24 protein-coding genes are annotated in these 20,147 nt (G+C 70.9%); 12 read left to right on the plus strand and 12 right to left on the minus strand.

The window, feature by feature from the left end; translation table 11 throughout:
* Nucleotides 1–44: 44 nt before the first annotated feature.
* Genes ACFQ9V_RS04305 through ACFQ9V_RS04315 form a run of 3 tightly spaced genes read right to left on the minus strand, consistent with a single transcriptional unit; the run spans nucleotide 45 to nucleotide 1,716 of the window.
* Nucleotides 45–638 (minus strand): DUF3618 domain-containing protein, encoded by a 594-nt coding sequence (locus ACFQ9V_RS04305; RefSeq protein ID WP_382457933.1) that lies wholly within the window; start codon nucleotides 636–638, stop codon nucleotides 45–47.
* Entirely contained in the window at nucleotides 635–1,051 is a 417-nt protein-coding gene (locus ACFQ9V_RS04310) for a phage holin family protein (RefSeq protein ID WP_382457934.1), read from the minus strand. Before ACFQ9V_RS04310 ends, ACFQ9V_RS04305 begins: the two co-directional genes overlap by 4 nt.
* The gene (locus ACFQ9V_RS04315) at nucleotides 1,048–1,716 is read right to left on the minus strand and encodes a hypothetical protein (RefSeq protein WP_382457935.1); all 669 of its coding nucleotides are present in this window, start codon (nucleotides 1,714–1,716) and stop codon (nucleotides 1,048–1,050) included. Before ACFQ9V_RS04315 ends, ACFQ9V_RS04310 begins: the two co-directional genes overlap by 4 nt.
* A gap of 196 nt (nucleotides 1,717–1,912) precedes the next feature.
* Between ACFQ9V_RS04315 and ACFQ9V_RS04320 the strand changes: the two genes are divergently transcribed.
* Nucleotides 1,913–2,116: a hypothetical protein gene (locus ACFQ9V_RS04320; RefSeq protein ID WP_382457936.1), complete on the plus strand. Its 204-nt coding sequence runs from the start codon at nucleotides 1,913–1,915 to the stop codon at nucleotides 2,114–2,116.
* Between the two features lie 175 nt (nucleotides 2,117–2,291).
* Complete coding sequence (locus ACFQ9V_RS04325; RefSeq protein WP_382457937.1) at nucleotides 2,292–2,492, plus strand: hypothetical protein; 201 nt, start codon at nucleotides 2,292–2,294, stop codon at nucleotides 2,490–2,492.
* Between the two features lie 89 nt (nucleotides 2,493–2,581).
* On the opposite strand, the gene ACFQ9V_RS04330 is transcribed toward ACFQ9V_RS04325, so the two are convergent.
* Nucleotides 2,582–2,959, minus strand: coding sequence for a VOC family protein (locus ACFQ9V_RS04330; protein ID WP_382457938.1), 378 nt, complete (start codon nucleotides 2,957–2,959; stop codon nucleotides 2,582–2,584).
* 15 nt (nucleotides 2,960–2,974) lie between these two features.
* Nucleotides 2,975–3,667, minus strand: coding sequence for a hypothetical protein (locus tag ACFQ9V_RS04335; RefSeq protein ID WP_382457939.1), 693 nt, complete (start codon nucleotides 3,665–3,667; stop codon nucleotides 2,975–2,977).
* A 109-nt stretch (nucleotides 3,668–3,776) separates the two neighbouring features.
* Between ACFQ9V_RS04335 and ACFQ9V_RS04340 the strand changes: the two genes are divergently transcribed.
* Nucleotides 3,777–4,370 carry a cadmium resistance transporter gene (locus ACFQ9V_RS04340; protein ID WP_382457940.1) on the plus strand — a complete coding sequence of 198 codons (594 nt, stop codon included), beginning with the start codon at nucleotides 3,777–3,779 and terminating at the stop codon, nucleotides 4,368–4,370.
* A 62-nt stretch (nucleotides 4,371–4,432) separates the two neighbouring features.
* Here ACFQ9V_RS04340 and ACFQ9V_RS04345 read toward each other — a convergent pair whose 3' ends face one another.
* On the minus strand, nucleotides 4,433–5,545 hold the full coding sequence (locus ACFQ9V_RS04345; RefSeq protein ID WP_382457941.1) for a GNAT family N-acetyltransferase: 1,113 nt from the start codon (nucleotides 5,543–5,545) through the stop codon (nucleotides 4,433–4,435).
* Between the two features lie 155 nt (nucleotides 5,546–5,700).
* Between ACFQ9V_RS04345 and ACFQ9V_RS04350 the strand changes: the two genes are divergently transcribed.
* On the plus strand, nucleotides 5,701–6,627 hold the full coding sequence (locus tag ACFQ9V_RS04350) for a helix-turn-helix domain-containing protein (RefSeq protein WP_382457942.1): 927 nt from the start codon (nucleotides 5,701–5,703) through the stop codon (nucleotides 6,625–6,627).
* Nucleotides 6,628–6,650: 23 nt separating this feature from the next.
* On the opposite strand, the gene ACFQ9V_RS04355 is transcribed toward ACFQ9V_RS04350, so the two are convergent.
* Together ACFQ9V_RS04355 and ACFQ9V_RS04360 are read right to left on the minus strand one after the other, a co-directional pair.
* Nucleotides 6,651–7,904 carry a phosphatidylserine decarboxylase family protein gene (locus ACFQ9V_RS04355; RefSeq protein WP_382457943.1) on the minus strand — a complete coding sequence of 418 codons (1,254 nt, stop codon included), beginning with the start codon at nucleotides 7,902–7,904 and terminating at the stop codon, nucleotides 6,651–6,653.
* Between the two features lies 1 nt (nucleotide 7,905).
* A complete protein-coding gene (locus ACFQ9V_RS04360) occupies nucleotides 7,906–8,028 on the minus strand; it encodes a hypothetical protein (RefSeq protein ID WP_382457944.1) in 123 nt (40 codons plus the stop codon).
* Between the two features lie 109 nt (nucleotides 8,029–8,137).
* On the opposite strand from ACFQ9V_RS04360, the gene ACFQ9V_RS04365 reads away from it, so the two are divergent.
* Both ACFQ9V_RS04365 and ACFQ9V_RS04370 read left to right on the plus strand, forming a co-directional pair.
* Nucleotides 8,138–10,135, plus strand: coding sequence for an ATP-binding protein (locus ACFQ9V_RS04365; protein WP_382457945.1), 1,998 nt, complete (start codon nucleotides 8,138–8,140; stop codon nucleotides 10,133–10,135).
* A gap of 66 nt (nucleotides 10,136–10,201) precedes the next feature.
* Nucleotides 10,202–10,897: a hypothetical protein gene (locus ACFQ9V_RS04370; protein WP_382457946.1), complete on the plus strand. Its 696-nt coding sequence runs from the start codon at nucleotides 10,202–10,204 to the stop codon at nucleotides 10,895–10,897.
* A 10-nt stretch (nucleotides 10,898–10,907) separates the two neighbouring features.
* Here ACFQ9V_RS04370 and ACFQ9V_RS04375 read toward each other — a convergent pair whose 3' ends face one another.
* Together ACFQ9V_RS04375 and ACFQ9V_RS04380 are read right to left on the minus strand one after the other, a co-directional pair.
* A complete protein-coding gene (locus ACFQ9V_RS04375; protein WP_382457947.1) occupies nucleotides 10,908–12,185 on the minus strand; it encodes an MFS transporter in 1,278 nt (425 codons plus the stop codon).
* The gene (locus ACFQ9V_RS04380; protein ID WP_382457948.1) at nucleotides 12,182–12,784 is read right to left on the minus strand and encodes a helix-turn-helix domain-containing protein; all 603 of its coding nucleotides are present in this window, start codon (nucleotides 12,782–12,784) and stop codon (nucleotides 12,182–12,184) included. The genes ACFQ9V_RS04375 and ACFQ9V_RS04380 overlap by 4 nt, the downstream gene beginning before the upstream one ends.
* Before the next feature lie 112 nt (nucleotides 12,785–12,896).
* Here ACFQ9V_RS04380 and ACFQ9V_RS04385 point away from each other — a divergent pair, with 112 nt between their 5' ends.
* From ACFQ9V_RS04385 to ACFQ9V_RS04405, 5 genes are all read left to right on the plus strand, one after another.
* Nucleotides 12,897–14,480, plus strand: coding sequence for an MFS transporter (locus ACFQ9V_RS04385; protein WP_382457949.1), 1,584 nt, complete (start codon nucleotides 12,897–12,899; stop codon nucleotides 14,478–14,480).
* On the plus strand, nucleotides 14,461–15,060 hold the full coding sequence (locus tag ACFQ9V_RS04390; RefSeq protein ID WP_382457950.1) for a TetR family transcriptional regulator: 600 nt from the start codon (nucleotides 14,461–14,463) through the stop codon (nucleotides 15,058–15,060). Before ACFQ9V_RS04385 ends, ACFQ9V_RS04390 begins: the two co-directional genes overlap by 20 nt.
* A gap of 169 nt (nucleotides 15,061–15,229) precedes the next feature.
* On the plus strand, nucleotides 15,230–16,063 hold the full coding sequence (locus ACFQ9V_RS04395) for an Abi family protein (RefSeq protein WP_382457951.1): 834 nt from the start codon (nucleotides 15,230–15,232) through the stop codon (nucleotides 16,061–16,063).
* A gap of 83 nt (nucleotides 16,064–16,146) precedes the next feature.
* Nucleotides 16,147–16,752 carry a dCTP deaminase gene (gene dcd / locus ACFQ9V_RS04400; RefSeq protein ID WP_382457952.1) on the plus strand — a complete coding sequence of 202 codons (606 nt, stop codon included), beginning with the start codon at nucleotides 16,147–16,149 and terminating at the stop codon, nucleotides 16,750–16,752.
* Between the two features lie 23 nt (nucleotides 16,753–16,775).
* Complete coding sequence (locus tag ACFQ9V_RS04405; protein ID WP_382457953.1) at nucleotides 16,776–17,303, plus strand: hypothetical protein; 528 nt, start codon at nucleotides 16,776–16,778, stop codon at nucleotides 17,301–17,303.
* Nucleotides 17,304–17,442: 139 nt separating this feature from the next.
* Here ACFQ9V_RS04405 and idi read toward each other — a convergent pair whose 3' ends face one another.
* Nucleotides 17,443–17,994 carry an isopentenyl-diphosphate Delta-isomerase gene (idi, locus tag ACFQ9V_RS04410; RefSeq protein ID WP_382457954.1) on the minus strand — a complete coding sequence of 184 codons (552 nt, stop codon included), beginning with the start codon at nucleotides 17,992–17,994 and terminating at the stop codon, nucleotides 17,443–17,445.
* A 92-nt stretch (nucleotides 17,995–18,086) separates the two neighbouring features.
* Nucleotides 18,087–19,286 (minus strand): hypothetical protein, encoded by a 1,200-nt coding sequence (locus tag ACFQ9V_RS04415; RefSeq protein WP_382457955.1) that lies wholly within the window; start codon nucleotides 19,284–19,286, stop codon nucleotides 18,087–18,089.
* 56 nt (nucleotides 19,287–19,342) lie between these two features.
* On the opposite strand from ACFQ9V_RS04415, the gene ACFQ9V_RS04420 reads away from it, so the two are divergent.
* The gene (locus tag ACFQ9V_RS04420) at nucleotides 19,343–20,146 is read left to right on the plus strand and encodes a MarR family transcriptional regulator (protein ID WP_382457956.1); all 804 of its coding nucleotides are present in this window, start codon (nucleotides 19,343–19,345) and stop codon (nucleotides 20,144–20,146) included.
* Nucleotide 20,147 lies beyond the last annotated feature (1 nt).

Here is a 20,147-nt window from a genome sequence, read left to right on the forward strand (position 1 = left end):
GGCATTTCGCCTCCGCCGCGCCGCCGGGTGGTTCGCCGGTTTCGTCAGCCGTTCTGCACGTGCTGTCCGGCGTCCCTGGCGTCCTCGGCCACGTCGTTCGCACGGTCGGCTGCCTCCGCCTTGACGGTCTCGACCGACTCCTGCGCCGTCTCCTTCACGGCCTGCACCGCCTCCTGGGCGGGCTGCTGCAGGTCCTGGGCCACCTGCTTGCCGACCTCGGCCGCTTCGTGCAGCATCGGCTGCGCGGCGTCCTTGGCCCTGGCGGCGAGTTCCTGCTCTTTGTCGCTGGCGGGGATGAGGGAGGCCGCGAGCAGCCCGACGCCGAAGGCGATCAGGCCGACTGCGACCGGGTTGCCCTCGGCCTTGGCGACCACCCGCTTGCCGGCGTCGACGGTGGCGTCCTTGGCGTCGCCGATCGCGTCGCCTGTCGCCTCGCCGACGCCGCGGTGGACGTCGTAGGGATCGTCGGAGCCCATGATGCGCTGGGTGAACGAGTGGAGGGCGCCCTTCACTTTCTGCTTCTGCCGCTCGGCGATCTTGCTGGGCGTGACCTTGTCGGCCAGGGCGTCCACGTCGCCGCTCAGGTTGCGGCGGGTGCTCTCGATTTCGGCGCGGATCACGTCGGGGTCGTCAGTCATCGGTTCTCTCCGTTTCGTTTCAGGGTGTCAGGGAACTCCTTGACCGTCTCCACGGTCTGCGGCAGCCCCTTCACCGTCTTCAGCTGATTGCGCCCGACCACGAACAGGATCAGGGCGACGATGGCCCAGATGACGGCCACGACGACGCCGGACCAGGCGTTGCCCATCAGATAGCCGAGCGCCCACCAGAGCGCGATGGAGAGGAAGAGCACCGCCATCAGGGCCGCGTAGCCGGCGCCGCCCATCATCCCGGCGCCCTTCCCCGCCCGGGTGGCCGTCTGTCTCAGCTCGGCTTTGGCCAGCTCCACCTCCTGCCGGACCAGCGTCGACAGGTCACGGCTCACCTCGGCGAGCAGGTCGCCGAGGGATTCGTGCTCCGCCCGCGCCTCCGAAGGAGTGGGCTGATCGGTCACAGCGGGCCTCCGGCCGGGTTGCCGGCCGCAGCCGGTCCGCGGAATGTCGTGTCGCCCAGCGTGGTCTCGCCCACGGGTGCACTGCTGGTGGCCGGGGTAGAGTGGCTGCCCCCGCTGCTGCCGTCGTCGCCGGAGGCCAACGCCCTGGTCAGCCGCCCTGCGACCACGCCGGTGAGGGCAGCCACGGCGATGAAGGTGCCCGGGTTGCGGCGCGCATACGACTTGACCTCGCGCAGCAGCGAACCCGGATCGCGCTCGTCCAGCCAGTGCGCGACCGACTGCGTGCGGTTCGCCGCCTGTCCGACCAGGTCGCTCGCGACCCCGTGCTGGTCGGACGACCGCGACATCTGCTGCAACTCGTCACCGATCGACCGCAGCCCGTCCGCCACCCGCTGCTGCTGCACCGCAGCCTGCTCGCGCAGCTCCTGCTGGGTCTGCCGGTAGAGGTCCTTCGCCTGTTGCTTCGTCTCGTGCGCCACCTCGTGCGCTTCGTCCTTCGCGACTGCGGCGACATCCTTGCCGGCGTCGACAGCGGAGTCCGCCAGACGGCCCGCCTCCTCCTTGGCGATGTCGGTCGTGCTCGCTTCGTCGACCGCATCATCGTGATACTGGCGCGTCGTGTCGAATACCGGCGTACCGCCGAATCCGCTTTCCGAGTTCGTCATACCCGGCTCTCCTTTTCGCTCGTCGGATGTGTGACGTCCATACATCCACGCAAAGAGCAGGAGGTTCAGCCGGTTGACACGGCGGGGCCAGCGGGGCATCGCGCGAGCCCATGCAGATGTCCGGCCAGCCGCAACAAGGATCTGCTGCGTTGTCAAGCCACTGCGCTCGCTGGCGAAAGAACTACGTTTCGGCGGCATGAAGCACGTCACGTTCGCGGAGAAGTCATTGTTGATGGGCAGCGCTGCAGCGGACCTGCTGCTGAACCTCATGGTCGAATCTGCGAACACCACCGTGACGGAACCCAATAACCACCTGGCCATGGGTTACATGCTCGAGCGTATGCAGGAGCTCAATGATCCTTTCTCCGGGATCGGCGAGAGTCCTACCCTTCCGGAGTAGACCTCCGTGCGAGTTGCGCGTGTGAGAGGTACGGCGCGGTCACCTCTCCGGGCAACAGAGCCGGAATGCCGGGCGGGTACGGTGTGAGCTGTTCGGCGCGCTGACGCCGCGGATCCCGGACAACTTCCGTCTCCAGTGGCACATCGCACTGAAGGGGACGCGATTCGAAGGCCGGGTGCCGAAGGAGTTCAGATCCACCGTCGCGACCGCGATCCGCGACGCCGCCGGCCTCGAGCGCGCGCAACACCAGTTGGGTCACTCGACGTACGCGACGACGGAGCAGTCCTATCTTCCGCGGGTGGTGCAGGTGCCGGACTCGACGGCGATCCTCGAACGGTTCAACGTGCGCGGCGACTCTGGACCCGGACTCTCGTAGCTCACCGTTTACTCACCGCTTTGGGCGTGATCCACGGCGTGAGTGAGATCACACGAGTACGCCAATAGTGGGAAAAGCCCCGAACCCGCTCACGGGTCGTGCCGGGGCTCGAAACTCACCAGCCCGACCGTGTTCCCCTCGCTGTCTTCGATGAACGCCATCCACTCGTCGTTCCCCGCCGGCCCGATCGTGTCGTCCTGGTGCGTGAAGATCACGTGCGGCTCGGTGACCACGTTCACGCCGTCGCCGCGCAACCGCTCCACAGTCTCGGCCACATCGTCCACCTGGAGGTAGACCAGCGCCGAGGGGGCGCCCTTCTCGAGCAGGAGGCGGCCGATGCCGATGTTGAAGAAGAGCAGGCCCGGCGGGTCGAAGCGGGCGGCCGGCGTCTCGCCGAGCAGGTTCTCATAGAACTCCGCGGCGCGGTCGAGGTCGTCGGCGTGCTGTGCGACCTGCAGAATCTCCACGCGCTCAGTATCCGGTCAGCCGCGGTTCGGCGCCAGTCCCTTCGGGTCCCGCGCACGCAGCAGCAGCGCGATCGCCGCGGCCACGATCCACACCTCCTGCAGAATCGACATCGCGATGGCGGCGATCAGGCCCGCTGTGCTGAAGATCGCCGCGATCCCGGAGGCCACGAACAGTCCGGCGACCACCAGCGCGAGCGGCCCGAACGCGCGGGGGAGCACCGAGGTGAAGCGCAGCGCCAGTCCGGTCGCGGCGAACAGGAGCGGCGCCGGGGCGAGGGGGAACACCCTCGCGAACACGCCGTTGCTCAGCGTGAACGCGGTCGAAACCGCGGCGGCGGAGCCGCCCGCTGCCGCCACCGGGACCGCGATGAGGAGTGCCGCCTCGATGACCACGACGCCGATCAGCAGCGCCGCGCCGACGGTGGCGAGCTGGCCGATGAAGCAGGCTCCCTTGCCGGTCCGCGTGACGAGGACGAGGAAGAACACCACGCTCAGCAGGGCGCCGGTGACCTGGAACCAGGCGCCGGCGTAGAAGAGGGTCTCGTGCGAGCGCGCGTAGGCCATGAGCTGCGCGTCGGTCCCGCCCGCGTAGGGCCAGCCCGCGAATGCGGGGGCTGCGAAGTAGATCGTCAGGAGCACGGGTCCGGCGATGCCGAACCAGCCGCCCACCCGGGCGAGGCGTGGGCTGGTGATCGCGGGGTCGGTCATGGGGATCCTTTCGACATCGTCGTCGGTGCGCTCGGTCAGATCCTGCCACGTGACAGGATCGGGGGCAGTCGACTTCGGCGACGACTGACGCGAGAGGAACGGAGGCGACGTGCTGGGAACGATCGTCACCGCTGTCGTCGTGTTCGCCGGAACGAACGTCGACGACCTCCTGGTGCTGACCGTCCTCTTCCTGTCCTCGCGCGCGTCCGGGAGGCCGAGCGCCCTGAAGATCTGGGTCGGTCAGTACTCCGGCATCGGGATCCTCATCGCCGGCTCCTTCGTGCTCGCGCTCGGCCTCGCCGTGGTCCCCGACCGCTGGGTGGGGCTCCTCGGGCTGATCCCGCTCGGGCTCGGCGTCCGCGGGCTGGTGATCGCGATCCGCACCAGCGGCCGCGAGGACGGGCAGCCGCGGCTGCGGGTCGCCACCGGAGTGCTGTCGGTCATCGGCGTCACGGTCGCCAACGGGGCCGACAACCTCACCGTCTACACGGCGCTGTTCCGCACCATCGATCCGGCGGAGTCGTTCGTCACCGTCCTGGTGTTCCTCGTCTGCGTCGCCGTCTGGTGCGTGGCCGGATCCGTGCTCGGCGCACATCGAGCGGTGGTCGGCGTCATCCAGCGGTTCGGGCACTGGATCGTCCCGGTCGTCTTCATCCTGATCGGCGCGGTCATCGTGGTCCGGTCGGGTGTCCTCGTCTTCTGACGCCGCGGCCGCGACGATCCAGGGCGCAGGCCGCTCCAGTCGAGAGCGGCCTGCGCCACCGGTCACCCGTCGAGGCGCTTCCGCCAGCGCGCCGAGAAGGCGCTCGCCGCGAAGCCGATCGCGTCGTTGACCTCGAGCATCGGCACGTTCTCCTCCGCGTTGACCGTCTCCACGAGAGCGCACCCGGGGAACCGGGCGGTCAGCTCGCGCAGGTTGGCGAGCTTCAGCAGCATCCCGAGGCGGTGCCCGCGGTGCTCGCGCAGCACCAGTGTGTCCATCTGCTCGGCCGGGCGGTCGGACTCGCTGGACCCGTCGAGCTCGGTGAACCCGACGGCCTGTCCGGTCGCCTCGTGGACCGCGATCGACGTCAGGGCGACCCGGGGGCTCTCGGCCCAGAGGTCGTCGACGGCGCGGACGCGCTCCGCCGTCCAGACGTCGGTCAGCTCGATGCCGGCGTTGGGCGCGTCGGTGCTCATCCGGGTGCGCAGGAACGCGATGGACTCCACCCACTCCTCCGGAGTCCGGCCTTGCCAGGAGACGGTCCGGTAGCCGGCCGCCGCGGAGGCCGCCTCGGCGAGGAGCGTGGCGAGCACGTCCGCGTCGACGGGCAGCGGCAGAGCGCTGATGCGCCCGACCTGTTCGAGCGTGAAGCCCTGGCGGAGCAGGAACCGCGTCGACGCGAGGTCGACCGGCACCGACCCGAATCCGGTCGGTGCGGCGACCTCCTCGCCCCCGACGCCGGCCGGGTAGGTCGTCTGGTTCTGGATGGTCGCACGGCCGGCCTCCCTGGCCAGCTCCTCCAGGCGGGCGAACAGCGCGGAGCCGATGCCGCGGCCGCGGAACCCGGGGAGGACGGAGACCGCCCCCCAGCATTCCGGCGCGTCGGCCGGCAGTGCCAGGTTCGCCCGGGCGACGACGCGGCCGTCGACCTTGGCGACGAGTCCGGTCATCTGCCGCGACTCGTCCCTCCAGTCCGGCAGCAGCTCGGCCGCGGTCATGACCTCGCCGGCGTGGCCGCGCAGCTCCGCCTCGACGGCGCTGCGCACCGCGACGAAGGCGACGAAGTCCGCGGCATCCGCGGCGTCGACGCTGACCGGGACGACGAGCGGCTCGACGGTGAAGCCCCCCAGGGTGGTGGTGGGGGTCATGGTGTTGGTGTTCTCTGACGTAGACATGAAACCTCTTCGTTTGCAGGGTCGATCGACTCACCCACGGTCGTGGGGAGGAAGGGGCTCTGCTAGAGGATCACGAGGGAGAGCATTCCATAACGGCCGCCCGGATCGCAAGAACCAGTAGGTGTGTCCGGCCTCCCGGGGGTACTGTTCCCGGTGTGGACGCTCTCAGGCGCGTGCAGAGCAGCACGGGCGACCCGGCGGAGGCCGACGCACTGCTGCGCGAGGCGGGCGGCCGGTTCGCGTTCTCCCGCGACCCCGGGTCGGACTTCTCCTTCCGGGTGAAGCAGGCCGGCGACGACGGCGTCGCCGTCGGGGTGTACCGCATCGACGGGGAGTGGCAGTCCGATGGCGAGTTCGACCAGTTCAGCGTCCACGGCGTCTTCTCCGGCGACTACCGGTGGGAGATCGATGGTGACCGCGACTCCGGCTACGCGTCCCCGTTCCTGTCGCGGCCCGGGCACGACCTGTTCGGTCACGGCGACGACCTGACGATCGTCAACGTCTACATCACCCCCGAACGGCTCACGGAGGTCGCGCGTCAGATCTACGCCGACGACCGGATCGACCCGGTCTTCGACTCGCCCCGCCCGATCGACCCGCAGCGCAGCCTCGTCATGCTGCAGACCCTCCAGGTGGCCTCGGAGTACGTGCGGTCGGGGATGATCGAGCATCCGATGGTCCGCGCGGGCCTGTTCCACCAGCTCGCGGTCGGCGCGCTGGAGACCTTCCCCCTGCAACGCAACGGCGGCAGCGCGCCCGTGACGCGGCGCTCCGAGGCCGCCGTCTACCGCCGCGCGACCCGTTTCATCGACGACTGCCTGTCGCTGCCGATCACCCTCGGCGACGTCGCCGCCGCTGCCGCGACCGATCTCAACACCCTCAATGCGGCGTTCCGGTCGCGCACGGGCACCGGCGCGGGCAGCTACTTGCGCCGTGCCCGGCTCTCGGCCGCGCGGGTCGACCGGGCGGCGGAGCCCGCGCTGAGCGACGCGGCGCTGGCCGCGCGCTGGGGGTTCCCCTCGGAAGACAGGTTCCGCCGTTCGTACCGGGCCGCCTTCGGCGTGCCGGAGGGCTCCGTCTAGTCGAATCCCTGTGAGCGGGGCTCCTACCGCGACGCGACCGCGAGCCTCGAGCGCACCTTCAGCACGGACTCCCCGGCCGCTCCGGTCTGCGGGATCGCCCCGAGCGCGAACTCCTGGATCGCCCCTGGCCGGAAGACCAGGCACTCGGTCGACCCGCCGAACTGGAAGTAGCCCAGCTCGTCGCCCTTGCCGACGTGACGACCCGGCACGATGTCGTCGCCGATCACGCAGGACGACACCTCCACCATGCCCACCGGCACCACCGCCATCAGCCCGATCGCAGGGTTGTCCGCCCGGATGAGGATGATCGCCCGTGCGGCGACGTGGGCGAGGTAGCCCTGCGAGGCCGTGGCTTCCACAGCCTCCGCGCCCTCGGACTCCGCCTCGGAGAAGTAGGTGCCGGGCTGCACGAAGGCGCGGACGACGGTTCCCGCGACCGGGCTGTGCCAGCGGTGGTAGTTCAGCGCGCTGAGGAAGCCCTGGTACACCGTCCCTCCGACGAACTCGTCCACCGACTCGTCGCCCGCGAGCAGGTCCTGCAGCGAGTAGGGCTGGTTCTTGATCCAGAACTCGCTGTGCCGGGCGACATCCCGGCTGATCCGGTACGGCGTGGACTCGCAGGCGCTCACCACCACCGCGTCGTCGTCGGGGGAGTCGACCGGCCGCGCGCCCTCCTTCAGCCGTCGGGTGAAGAAGTCGTTCCAGGAGGTGAAGCCCCAGTGCTCGGCGTCGGGGTCGTGCTCGAACTGATCGATGCCCACCACCGCGCGCGCCTTCTCGGACATCCAGCCCTGGGGCGAGTCGTTCAGCACGGAGAGCGAGTCCGGTCCGTTGAGGAACTCGGCCCAGGCGTCGAGGACCTTCTTCAGGATCGCGTTGACCCGCGGGTCGCGGTAGGCGGCCATCCCGGAGGGGGTGCCCATCGTCCAATCGAGGATGCCCGTCAGCGGTGTGGTCACCATCGCGCCCTCGCTGAACTCCGGCGCCGTGTCCAGCACGTCGTCGATCAGCCGGAGGAGCTGGCCGACGCTCTCGATGTGACGCGCGCTGTACTGGCGGGTCATCGGCACCTCCTCGATCATCCGGGTCAGGTACATGCGCACGATCGCGTCCCGGTCGATGAGGTCGGCGAACTCCTGGATCACGGGATGCCGGTACGGCGCCGTGTCGTCGTCGCCGAGCCGGTCGATCCGGCCGTCCAGCCACCCCTCCAGTTCGTCCTGGTCGTGCGGGAGCCAGCCGCCGCGGCGCTTCAGGTCCTCGGATCCCCGGGTCATGTCAGCGGTCGTCCGCCCCGCCGCCCGAGGCGGTGTCTGCGCCGTCGTCGGACTCCTCGGACTGCGGGCCGGAGCCGTCGGGGAGGTCGTCGGGGTCGGGGCGTTGTGCGTCGCGCTCGGTCATCGTTCTCGTCCGTCCTGTCGTTCGTGCCTGTCGTCGGCACCGTACGCTCGGGCTGCGGTGAGGGCGAGCCTGCACGCCGATGACGCCGCCCGCGGGTACGGTCCCTGATGTGACCCTCAGCCCTGCCGACGTTGCGCTCGCCGACGAACAGGACACCGAGCGGTCCCGTGCCGCCTTCCCGTGGTGGGGATGGCTGCTGGGCGTCCTCTTGATCTTCGGCGCGTCGGTGCTGGGCGTCCGGCTCGCCCCGCCGGGCAGCCAGGTCGCGATCTGGTGGCCCGCAGCGGGCCTCTCCGTGCTGCTCGTGCTGCTCGTGCGCGGCCGGAGGGAGCGGGCGGCGGCGCTGGCCGCGATCTTCGTGGCCACGGCTCTGGCGAACGCCGCGGCCGGGCGGCCGGTCCTGGTCTCGTCCGCGTTCGGGCTGGCGAACGCCGTTGAGGCGCTGGTGGTCGTCGCGATCCTGCTCCGGGTCGGGGGCCCGGGCTTCCGCCTGCGCGATCTCGACTCCGCGCTGAGGTTCGCCGGCGCCGTCCTCGCCGGTGCGGTCGCGATCGGGGTGCTGGCGGCCGCGGCCGTCGTCGTCTTCGAGGGCGGCAGCTTCTTCACCACGGCGGCGTTCGTCGCCGCCTCGCACGCGGCGGCCGTGTTCATGATCGCCCCGTTCGGACTGCTCCCGCCGCGCATCCCGGTTCGCGCGACCGTCGTGGAGATGGTGGTCCAGGGTGTCGCACTCGCGGCGGTGATCGTCGTTGTCTTCCACCCGGCGGTGGGTCTGCCGCTCGCGTTCCTGCCCTATCCGGTGCTCTCGTGGGCGGCGTTCCGGTTCCCCATCCGCGTCGCGGTGACCGAGACGCTCCTGGCCTCGATGGCCATGCTCGCGCTCACCATCGCCGGCGGCGGTCCGTTCAATCACTCGACCCTGGACTTCACGCAGCGGGCCGCGCTCGGGGAGACCTTCCTGGTCACCTTCGCCGGCTTCGCGATCGTCCTGGCGGCCGCCCAGTACGAGCTGCGGGCCACCACCCGGCAGCTTCTCGCCACCTCCCGGCTCCTCTCCGGCAGCCTCGTGGAGGCCTCCGTGGGGCTGCTGATCGGGGAGCGCTCCAGGGTCGGCGAGCTGCGCGTGATCTGGCGCAACCCCACCGCCGCCGCCCTGCTCCCTCAGGGGAGCGGCCGGCGCTGGGAGGGGGAGCTCGCCGACGCTGCGCGGTCGGCCCTCACCGACGGGGCCGCCATCACGGTGACCTGCGAGTCGGGCACGCTCACGGTGGCGGCGAACGGCATCCCGGACGAGCCCGACCGCTTCGCCGTGCAGCTCGTGGACGTGACGGACACGCTCCGGATGCAGGCGGCGACGCTCGCCGCCGAAGCCGAGCAGGAGGCCGCGCGCACCACCCGGATGGACCTGGAGCGGCAGCGCGAGGACTTCGTCGCGACGACGAGCCACGAGCTCCGCACCCCGATCACCAGCATCGTCGGGTTCTGTGAGCTGCTCGCCGAGTCGGACGCGCTCGGGGACCAGGAGAAGGCCTGGGTGGAGGTGATCGACCGGAACGCCGTGCGGCTGTCCTCCCTGGTCGAGGACCTCCTGACCCTGGGGGCGGTGGCGAGGCCCGTCGGCGCGCTCGCCGAGGCCGACGTGGACGCGCAGATCCACGACGTGGTGAGCGCGTCCAGCGTCATCGCGGCGAAGAAACGCATCGACCTGTCGACACAAGGCCACGCCGGAACCGCCCGCGCGGAGCCGGCGGACGTGGGCCGCATCCTGACCAACCTGGTCGCCAACGCCGTCAAGTTCACGCCGGACGGCGGGCGCGTGACGGTCACGTCGTCGGCCGGCGAGGCGACGATCACCGTGGTCGTGGCGGACACCGGGCCGGGCATGAGCGAGGAGATCCGCGCGCACGCCTTCGACCGGTTCTACCGCGCGCCAGGGATGCAGCGCGACGCCGTTCCCGGGACGGGCCTCGGGTTGGCCATCGTCGCGGAGCTGGTGGAGCGCAACGGGGGCTCAGTCCGGCTCGATTCGCCGCCGATCGGCGGCACGCGGGCGACGATCGAGCTGCCGACGAGCATGCCCGCGGCGCGGCAGGCGAGCGCTACCTGAGGATTCCGGGACTTTTCGCACCGAGTCCGAGGCGGCCGCACAGCAGCGGCTTGATTGACTGTGAGGGTGAACGACACCCCCAAGCGAGATCGCCGGCTCGAGGCCCAGAAGCGCGCGGCCGAGTTGCGGCTGCAGGAGCAGCGCCGGGCCCGCCGCCGCCAGCTCCTGATCGGAGGCGGCGCCGCGGTCGCGGTGCTCGCCGTGGCCGGCATCGTCACCGCTGTCGTGCTGAACGGTCAGCCGTCGTCGACGTCCGCCGCGAGCAGCTCCAGCTCCTCCGCGAGCGCGGGAGCCTGGGCCGCGCCCGCCGACGTGGAGGGGGCAGTTCGCGCCGCGGGCCTGCAGATGCTGACCGCCGAGGGGACGGCGCTGCACATCCATCAGCACCTGAGCGTCACAGTCGACGGCGCGCCCGTCGCCGTTCCCGCCCTCATCGGCATCGAGGAGGCGCAGCAGCGGATCTCGCCGATCCACACGCACGACACGTCCGGGATCATCCACGTCGAGTCGGCGGAGGTCCGCACGTTCACGCTGGCCCAGGTGTTCGACGAGTGGGGCCAGAAGCTCGGGCCTGGCCAGGTCGGTGCCTTCCGGGACGGCGCCGACGGCCAGACCGTCACCGTCTTCGTGAACGGCAAGGCGTACACCGGCGACCCGCGCACGATCGCGCTCACGTCGCACGAGGACATCGACTTCGTGGTCGCGAAGAAGGGGACGACGGCCTCCGCGCCGAAGGCGTTCGCCTGGCCTGCCGGGTACTGACGAGCCCGGCTCACGCCGTCTCGGGATTGAGCCGCGGCGCTCTGGGCGCGGAGCCGGGCCTGTCGAGCTGCCGCCAGACCGGGAACACCAGCGGAGCGATCGTCGCGAGCAGCATCACCACGCCCGCGCCGACGCACGCCCAGGTCAGGCCGACGCCCTGCGCGAGGAGGCCGCCGAGCAGCGATCCGACCGGGACGCCCAGGTAGGCGCTCGCCTTCATCGCCCCGAGCACGCGGGTCTGCAGCAGCGCGGGCACCCGCTCGTACTGCACCGCCCCGATGATCGGGTTCGGGACGCCGCCGAAGACGCCGCACACGAAGAATACCGCGGCGACGGCGACGACGGAGGTCCAGCCCGCCACCGCGAAGAAGGGCGGCGCCGATGCCAGGAGGGTGCAGCAGGCGAAGGTCAGCCAGCGCGGCAGCCGCCGGCCCAGCCACGCGGTGAGCAGCACGCCGGCGAGCATCCCGAGCCCGGAGGCGCCGCCGACCACGCCGAACGCGACCGCGTCGTGCACCCGGTCGTGCGCCCAGACCGGCAGGAACACCGCGCTCATCGCCTGGTCGAGCAGGTTCGTGAGCACTATCAGGGCCATGAGGCTGAGGAGCAGCCGGTCGGCGCGGAGGAAGCGCAGCCCCTCCCGCAGCTCGGCGAAGTAGGCGCGCGGGCCGAGCCGTGGCGCGACGGTGGGCGTCTCCGACACCGGCTGGGCCCGCGGAACCGTCGCGGCCACCACCACGACCGCGCAGAGGAAGCTCAGGCTGTCGATCAGGATCGTGATCGACGGCCCGACCAGCGCGACCAGCACCCCGGCGAGCGGCATCCCCACCAGCAGCGCCGCCCGGTTCGCGCCGGAGTAGAGCCCGACCGCGCGCTCGTCGCTCCAGCGGGCCAGCCGCGCCAGCGGGGGGATCATCGGCGTGGAGGCCGCGTCCGCAGCACCGCGCACGGCGCCGGCCACCGCGACCAGCGCCACCAGCGCGCCGAGCGGGAGGTCGTGCAGCGCGCCGAGCAGGAACACCGCGAACACCGCAGCTGCGGCGACGAGGTTGCCGATCAGGAACGTGCGGCGCAGACCGACCCGGTCGACCAGCGGCCCGGCCGTCGCCTGCAGCAGCACGTACGGCGCCATCTCCGCGAACCCGACCAGGCCGGTGGCGACGGCGCTGCCGGTCGTGACGAGCACGAGCCACGGGATGGCGATGGCCGACAGTGCCGTGCCGGCGCCGGAGACCAGGTACGCGCCGATCAGCCCGAGCAGGGGAGCGCGGCGGGCGATGTCGCTCATGGCTCGGGGAACAGCTGGAACTGCGCGTGCACCCTGACTCCGTCGCCGGCCTCCGCCCCCGGCGCGCGCCGGAATCGCGCCACGAGCTCGCGCACTGCGGCCGTGACCTCCCGCGCCTGCTCGACGGTGAGGGTGAGCGGCCAGTCGCTGACGGTCCACGGCAGCTCCGGCAGCTCGTCCACCTGGCTGGACAGCGTGTCCACCCAGGCCAGCACGCGCCGGTGCGACTCCTCGGCGTTGAGCCTCACGAACTGCACGGCCTGGTCGACGGTCTCCTCGGTGGCGGCGTCGCCAGGCACACGGAACGAGAAGGAGGTCGACCGGTGCACCGCGCGCCACCAGCGGTCACGGTCGTTGCCGCGCTCGGCGTCCTCCGCGATGAAGCCGTGCTCGGCGAGCACGCGCAGGTGGTAGCTGGTGACGCCGGTGGACTGGCCCACGCGCCGGCCGAGCTCGGTCGCGGTGGAGGGCCCGTCGGCCTGGAGGAGGTCGAGCAGCCGGAGTCGCAGCGGGTTGACCAGCCCGCGCATGGCGGAGGGGCTGAGCAGCACATCCTGTGCGGGATCGAGCTCCGGGAACGGGTTCGGCTCGTCGGTCATACCGGGCAGTGTAATCGCAGAAAAGATTCTGCAAAAGACTTTCTGCGATTTTCTCAACAAAATTGACACAAACTTCCAAAATGGAGTTACCATCCAAAAGGAGGTGAATGTCATGAACCTGGAAACCCGGAGATGGTGGGCACTGGGCGCCGTGAGCCTGAGCGTCCTGGCCGTCGGGATCGACGGGACGGTCCTCTCGATCGCCCTGCCGACCCTCGCCGGCGCGCTGCACGCGTCCGAGACGCAGCTCGAATGGTTCTCGTCCGGCTACCTGCTCACGCTCGCTGCCGCCGTGCTGCCGCTCGGTCTCCTCGGCGACCGGTTCGGCCGCAAGGCCGTGCTGCTCGTCTCGCTCGCCGCGTTCGGGGGCGGTTCGGCGCTGTGTGCGTTCGCGACGACTCCCGAGGTGTTCCTCGTCGCACGGCTGCTGATGGGTGTCGCGGGCGCCGGCGTCGCGGTCATGGCGCTCTCCGCGCTGACCGTGTTCTTCGACGAGGCCTCACGGCCCAGGGCGGTCGGCGTGTTCGCGGCGGCGAACTTCCTGTCGCTGCCGCTCGGGCCGATCCTGGGCGGCTGGATGCTCGCCAACCTCTGGTGGGGCTGGGTGTTCCTTCTCAACCTCCCCGTCGTCGCGATCGGCCTGGTCGCGGTGGCGCTGCTCGTCCCCGAGTCGAAGGCGGCCAAGCGGCCGTCGTTCGACGCGGTCGGCGTGCTGGCCTCGGTGGCCGGTTTGGTCGTGTTCACTTACGGGATCGTGGAGGCCGGGCAGCACGGCTGGTCGGACGCCGGGGCCCTGACCGCGCTCGCCCTCGGCGTCGCCATCCTCGCCGGGTTCGTCGCGTGGGAGGTCGCGCTGACCCGCCGCGGCCGCTCGCCGCTGGTCGACACCACGCTGTTCCGGTCCCGGACGTTCACCGGTGGCGCGGCGCTCGCCGGGGTCGCCGGCATGGGGATGGTCGGGCTGCTGTTCGTGATGCCGCAGTTCTTCCAGGCGGTGCAGGGCGTGGACGTGTTCGCCTCCGGGCTCCGCCTGCTCCCGTTCGTCGGCGGCATGCTGATCGGCGCTCTGCCGGCCTCCCGGATCGCCACGGCCATCGGCTTCCGCGCCACGGTGACCATCGGTTTCGTCGTCATCGCGGCGGGCTCGGCCATCGGATCGTGGACGACCGGCTCGACCAGCGAGGTCGTCATCGCGGGGTGGATGGCGACGGTCTGCGCGGGCGCGGGGCTCGCGCTGACCTCCGCCATGTCGGCCGCGCTGTCCCGGCTCACCGCCGAGCACAGCGGCGTGGGATCCGGCGTCGTCCAGGCCCTCCAGAAGACGAGCGCCCCGCTCGGGACCGCCATCCTCGGCAGCGTGGTCGCGGCCGTCTACACGGCGCAGCTCGCCACGGTGTTCTCGTCGGCCCCGGTGCCCGCGGCGGTCGCCTCGGCGGCGAAGTCCAGCGTCTACGCCGGGATCGCCGTGGCCGACCGGCTGCACTCGACCGCGCTCGCGGCGGCCGTGCGCGACGCGTTCACGCAGGGGATGAGCGTGTCGCTGTGGGTCTCCGCCGGCATCGCGGTCGCGGGAGGCATCATGGCGATGGTGGTCCTGCCGCGCGCGGAGCGCGGTTCGCACCTCGCGGCCGCGCCCGTTGCTGTGACCGCCCCCATCCCGGACGGAAGGAGCACGCATGCCGGACGGCACGTCTGACAGGCCAGGCCTCCGCGAGCGCAAGAAGGCGCGAACGCGGGCGGCCATCCAGTCGCACGCGCTGCGCCTGTTCACCGAGCAGGGCTACGACGCCACGACGATCGACCAGGTCATCGACGCGGCCGAGGTGTCGGCGAGCACGTTCTTCCGCTACTTCCCGACCAAGGAGTCCGTCGTCCTCTTCGACGACTTCGACCCGCAGATCGTCTCGGCCTTCCTCGCCCAGCCCGCCGACGTCCCGCCGGTCGCGGCGATGCGCGTCGCGCTGCGGGAGGCCTTCGGCGACCTGACCGCGGAGCAGCTGGAGGAGCAGCGCGAGCGCCTTGCACTCGTCCTGGACGTCCCCGCCCTGCGCGGCGCGATCCTCGACCAGCTCTCGCAGTCGATGCTCCTGATCTCTGAGGCGATCGCCGACCGCGCAGGCCGCCCGCGCGACGACTTCGGCGTCCGCACCCTCGCGGGCGCCATCATCGGCAGCATGTTCGCCGTGCTCTCGGAGCTCGCCGACGACCCGGACGCCGAGCTAGCCGTCCTCGTGGACAGGGCGTTCTCGTTCCTGGAGGGCGGGCTGCGGTTGTGACCGTCCAATTTGCGTAACGGGGGCAGTCTGACATACGATGTACTCAACATTCGGACCCACTCGGCGCAGCCGGGTGGGTTCTTCGTTTCTGGGGGCAGAATTGAAAAACTGGATCGATCTCAGCGCTCAAGTGCACAAGCATGTAGACCGCGGGCTCGATTTGGGTGGCGTGACCACGAGCAGGTTCGCCATGTTCCTGTATTCGAGCAACTACTACCGCGTGAGCGGGTACGCGCGCTGTTTCTACCAACCCAATGCAGACCGGTACGTCGCCGGGACGACTGCAGCACAGCTCGTGGACATCTACGACCTCGATCGCTCTATCCGCAATCTCGTACTAGACGGAGTCGGAGTAGTCGAACCGACGCTGCGAAGCCGAGTCGCATTCCACGTCGCGAAGGTCATAGGTGGCGGCGATGGATACCTGGACGAAACCCTTTACCTTCCAATCGCGCCGACGACGCCGGTCTCTTACGTGAACGGGGGGAAACGTTGGCAGGCCGAGGTCAAGAACCGCGACAAAGTCCTGGGGACTTTCCGCGCGATTCAGGGTCGCGACGAGATATTCATCAGGCATCACATCGACAGAGGGGACCCTGTTCCGTTCTGGGCTGCTATCGAAGTGGTTTCGATCGGCACATTCTCTCGTTTCCTGAAGGCGCTTCGCGACAAGTCGGTCCTTGCGCCCGTTACCAAGTCACTTCAGCTCGAGGACGAGCCGAAGCTACTCCAGGCCATTCAGAACATCGCCTTCCTGAGAAACATCGCCGCTCATCACGGGAGGCTGTGGAATCGACGATTCGATGGCTATGTCACGCTCCCTGAAATCGCTCTCCGGGTGAAGCGGCGATTTCTCTCCCCCAATACTCCGGCTGCAGCGCTGACTCTCCTCGCCGGTATGGTCGACCAGATCGAGGGGAGCACCGGGTACTCGAAGAGTTTGCTCGACCTCGTTCACTCGGAGCCCGCGTTCGTCGACGGCTTCTACCATCCGCTCCTTTAGCCGGTTCGGGCCGTCCGTCACCGACCATCGACCTCTTGCGTAACCCCCGATGCCGGTACCCGCGCACCCGATAGGCTGGGCGCGTGCTTCTCTCCGATCGTGACATCAAGGCCGAACTGGGTGCCGGGCGGATCGCGCTGGAGCCGTACGAGCCGGCGATGGTCCAGCCGTCGAGCATCGACGTCCGGCTCGACCGCTTCTTCCGTCTGTTCGACAACCACAAGTACCCCTTCATCGACCCCGCGATCGACCAGCCGGAGCTGACCCGGTTCGTCGAGGTGGACCCCGACCAGGCGTTCATCCTGCACCCGGGCGAGTTCGTGCTCGGGTCGACGTTCGAGCTGGTGAGCCTGCCCGACGACGTCGCCGCGCGGCTGGAGGGCAAGAGCTCGCTCGGGCGTCTCGGCCTCCTCACCCACTCCACGGCCGGCTTCATCGACCCCGGCTTCTCCGGTCACGTGACCCTGGAGCTGAGCAACGTCGCGACGCTGCCGATCAAGCTGTGGCCGGGGATGAAGATCGGCCAGATGTGCTTCTTCCGGCTGTCGTCCGCGGCCGAGAGGCCGTACGGGTCGGCCGAGTACAGCTCGCGGTACCAGGGTCAGCGCGGGCCGACGGCCTCGCGTTCGTTCCTCAACTTCCACCGGACCGACGTGTCCGCGACCGAAGCCGGACGCCCGTCCAGCTAGTCCCCGAGCCGAGAGGGCTGCCCATGAGCGAGTCGACCGATTCCCTTTTCGCGCGAGCCCTGATCGCGACCGAGCCGACGCCGGAGCGGCCCCAGCGGATGCACCTGTTCGGGCGGCTCGTCGGGAGCTGGCGGGCCGACGTCCGCTTCCTGGACGAGGCCTCCGGCGCGTGGACGGAACGGGTCGAGGAGTGGGTGTTCGCGTACACGCTCGGCGGCCGGGCCGTGCAGGACGTGCTCGTGGCGCGCGATCCCGAGCACCCCGAGTCCCTCGTCGCCCACGGCTCGACCGTGCGCGTCTACGACTCGACGCTCGGTGCGTGGCGGGTGAGCTGGTTCGGCGCCGCGGCCGGCGACTTCTGCACGCTGGTCGCCACACCGCATCGCCGCGACGGCATCCGGCAGGACGGCACCCAGACCGACGGCCGGCCGATCCGCTGGAACTTCTCGAAGATCACCGACGAGTCGTTCGAGTGGGACGGCTGGGTCTCGAACGACGAGGGCCGCACCTGGTGGCTGGAGCAGCACGTCGACGCGACACGAACGGGCTGATCCGTCCTGCGCAGCGGCTGTGCGGTCCCGCAACTGCTACCCCGGCGAACTGCTTCGTCTCCGAATGGATTCGCTTCGCGGCATACGCTCCGCGAGTTATCCACAGTTGATTACACAGGTGGAAAATAGTGAGTCAGACTCACAGCTGGCCTGAAGCTTCGGGTGCGTCGTCGGCGTAGAGAGCGGGGAGCTGGAGGGTCAGCCAGGGGCTGAACGCCCACGGGGTGGCCTCCACCGCGGCCAGCAGTGCGCGCGGGTCGACCCACTCCCATTCGGCGACTTCGTCGGCGGACGGGTTCAGCTCGCCGGCGATCGTCGCCGTGAACACCGGGCAGACCTCGTACTCGACGATGCCGGCGGCGTCGGTCGCGCGGTACTGGAAGTCGGGGATCACCGGCACGAGGTTCTCCACGGAGGTGCCGAGCTCGTCGGCGGCACGGCGTGCGATCGCGTCCTCCATCGACTCGCCGGGCGCGGGATGCCCGCAGAACGAGTTGGTCCACACGCCAGGCCAGGTCGCCTTGCTCAGCGCGCGGCGGGTCACGAGGATCCGGCCCTCGCCGTCGAAGAGGTGGCAGGAGAAGGCCAGGTGGAGGGGCGTGTCCGTGGTGTGGACGGTCGCCTTGTCCGCGGTCCCGATCGGGGTGCCGTCCTCCGCGAGCAGGACGACCTCTTCGCGCGGTGACGTCATGCGTCCATCCTAGGCGCGGGCGGGATGCGGGGAGGGGGCAGGCCGAGGGGGCGCGGCCGGTGGTCGCGCCCCCTCGGGAGTGTGCCCGCGCGTCAGTCGGCGTCGGTGCCCACTTCCGGGCCGGCGCCCTGTTGGGAGTCGGGGGCTGTGGTGGTCTCCCCGGCCTCCTCCGCGCGCGGCGTCCAGCCGAGGTTGCGCGCCATCGCCTCCAGGGTGGCGAGGGTGGTGGCGAGGTCGGCGGGGTCGATGCCCTCCGAGGCCGTCACCCGCGCCGTGCGGATGCGCTCGAAGGCGGTGTCGTGCGCGGCGCGTCCCTCGTCGGTCAGCGTCGCACGGTCGCCGTCGAACCAGACCCAGCCGCGCTCGACGAAGTCCGCGAGGATGCGGTCCACGCTGCCCTGGCAGCGCCCGTCGAAGCCGTGCCGCCCGGCGAACGGCGGACGGCCGTGCCCTGCGTGCTCGTGCCCCCAGGCGTCGGGAGCGAACCGGCCGGGGCCGAAGCCGCGACCGTAGCGGCCGGGGCCGAAGCCGCCGTACCCGAGCCCGCCGGGGCCGAAGCCGTGCCCGGCGTGCGCACGCTCGACGCCGCGGACGAATCCGCGCTCGAAGCCGCGCTCGAACGCCTGCTCGGCGCCGTGGTGGTCGGGGTGCGGGTGGTGGTGGTCGTGCGCGTGGTCGTGGTCGTCGCTGTGATCGTGCCCGTCGTGCGCCTGGTGGTCGTCGCCGTGGTCGGGCCCGTAGTGGTCGTGCCCCTGCTGGTCGTCGCTGTGCGCGTGCCCCGAGTGGTCGAGTCCAGTGTGGTCGGGCCCGTAGTGGTCGTGCGCGCTGTGGTCGTGGTCGTGGTCGGCGTGGTCGTGCGGGCCGTCCTGCGTGCGGGAGTTGTCGTGCTCCATCCACGCGCGGTACATCTGCTGGCGGCGCTCCCACTCGCGCCGCATCCAGTCGGGGCGGCCGCGCCACTCCCGCGGCCCAGCGGCCGCGTGGGTCTGCTCGCCGGAGGGGGCGTCGCCGTCCGGGCGTGCGTCCGCCTCAGCGGGGCTTCCGGCGCCAGTGGGCCGGCCTCCGAAGGGGCCGCCGCGGCGTCCGCGGTGTGGGAGGGAGGCGTGGAGCTCGTCGGCGGTGGCCGGGCCGTCCGCGAGGGCGTGGAGCACGCGCCAGCCCCGGCGGCCGAGGTCGAGCTCGTGGAGCTCGTCGCGCGTCCGGGCGCGGAGGCGCGCGCTGATCTCGCCGAACCAGAAGTACGGCGGGGTGTCGGATGAATCGTGGGTGTTCGAGTCGTCGATGGTCGTCATCGGGAGACTCCCTTCGTTTTCTATGTACTGTTACAAGTAAATGTATAGTTACATGCATGGCTGAGGATCGTCAAGAGCAGGACCGTTCGCCTGAAGCGGACGTGGTCGCACTCATCGAGCGCTCACTGGTCGCCGTCCGCCGCGACCAGTCGCGCCGCCGCCCGACGGGGCCGTGGGACCACGGCGCCTACCCCGGCCACGGCCGCGCCAACCACGGTGCCGACCACGGCGGCAACGGCACGGACCACAGCGGCCCCGCCGATGACGCCGACCAGGCCCGCGCCGACGACACCGACCACCACCGCCCCGACCACGACTCCTCCCACCCCGGCGCCGACGACACCGACCCCCGCAACGGCGCCGCCGCTCACGATCACCACGGCCACTCCCACCCCACCCCGCACGGCTTCGACCCGCACACCTGGTCCCCGCGCGGCCCGTGGGCCGGCTTCCCCGGGCCGTTCGGCGACTCCGCCCGTCCCGGCCCCGGTCGCCGTGGACGCGACGGGTCGCTCGGCCGCTTCGCCCGCGTCCGGATGCTCGAGGCACTGGCCGCTGCGGAGGCGGAGGGGCGGCAGCTCTCGGTCAGCTCCCTCGCCACCGCGATCGGCGTCGATCAGCCGCGCGCGAGCCGGCTCGTGCAGGAGGGCGTCGAGCGCGGGCTCGTGCGGCGCGTCCCCGACCCGTCCGACGCGCGGCGGGCACTCATCCAGCTCACCACCGCCGGGCGCTCGCAGCTCGGGGAGGTCCAGGACCACCGCCGTTCCGCCGTCGAGACCGCCCTCGCCAGCTTCACCCCCGAGGAGGCCCGCACCTTCGCCGAACTCTTCGCCCGCTTCGTCCAGGCCTGGCCCCGCTGAC

Origin of the sequence: Leifsonia sp. NPDC056665 (assembly GCF_042791795.1) — a bacterium.
Lineage (GTDB): Bacteria > Actinomycetota > Actinomycetes > Actinomycetales > Microbacteriaceae > Leifsonia.

Coding starts and splice junctions, on each gene's coding strand:
- ACFQ9V_RS04320 (WP_382457936.1), top strand. CDS start 1,913: ATGAAGCACGTCACGTTCGCGGAGAAGTCATTGTTGATGGGCAGCGCT.
- ACFQ9V_RS04380 (WP_382457948.1), bottom strand. CDS start 12,784: ATGACCGACGAGCCGAACCCGTTCCCGGAGCTCGATCCCGCACAGGAT.
- ACFQ9V_RS04315 (WP_382457935.1), bottom strand. CDS start 1,716: ATGACGAACTCGGAAAGCGGATTCGGCGGTACGCCGGTATTCGACACG.
- ACFQ9V_RS04420 (WP_382457956.1), top strand. CDS start 19,343: ATGGCTGAGGATCGTCAAGAGCAGGACCGTTCGCCTGAAGCGGACGTG.
- ACFQ9V_RS04345 (WP_382457941.1), bottom strand. CDS start 5,545: ATGTCTACGTCAGAGAACACCAACACCATGACCCCCACCACCACCCTG.
- ACFQ9V_RS04335 (WP_382457939.1), bottom strand. CDS start 3,667: ATGACCGACCCCGCGATCACCAGCCCACGCCTCGCCCGGGTGGGCGGC.
- ACFQ9V_RS04405 (WP_382457953.1), top strand. CDS start 16,776: ATGAGCGAGTCGACCGATTCCCTTTTCGCGCGAGCCCTGATCGCGACC.
- ACFQ9V_RS04385 (WP_382457949.1), top strand. CDS start 12,897: ATGAACCTGGAAACCCGGAGATGGTGGGCACTGGGCGCCGTGAGCCTG.
- ACFQ9V_RS04375 (WP_382457947.1), bottom strand. CDS start 12,185: ATGAGCGACATCGCCCGCCGCGCTCCCCTGCTCGGGCTGATCGGCGCG.
- ACFQ9V_RS04355 (WP_382457943.1), bottom strand. CDS start 7,904: ATGACCCGGGGATCCGAGGACCTGAAGCGCCGCGGCGGCTGGCTCCCG.
- ACFQ9V_RS04360 (WP_382457944.1), bottom strand. CDS start 8,028: ATGACCGAGCGCGACGCACAACGCCCCGACCCCGACGACCTCCCCGAC.
- ACFQ9V_RS04415 (WP_382457955.1), bottom strand. CDS start 19,286: ATGACGACCATCGACGACTCGAACACCCACGATTCATCCGACACCCCG.
- ACFQ9V_RS04305 (WP_382457933.1), bottom strand. CDS start 638: ATGACTGACGACCCCGACGTGATCCGCGCCGAAATCGAGAGCACCCGC.
- idi (WP_382457954.1), bottom strand. CDS start 17,994: ATGACGTCACCGCGCGAAGAGGTCGTCCTGCTCGCGGAGGACGGCACC.
- ACFQ9V_RS04390 (WP_382457950.1), top strand. CDS start 14,461: ATGCCGGACGGCACGTCTGACAGGCCAGGCCTCCGCGAGCGCAAGAAG.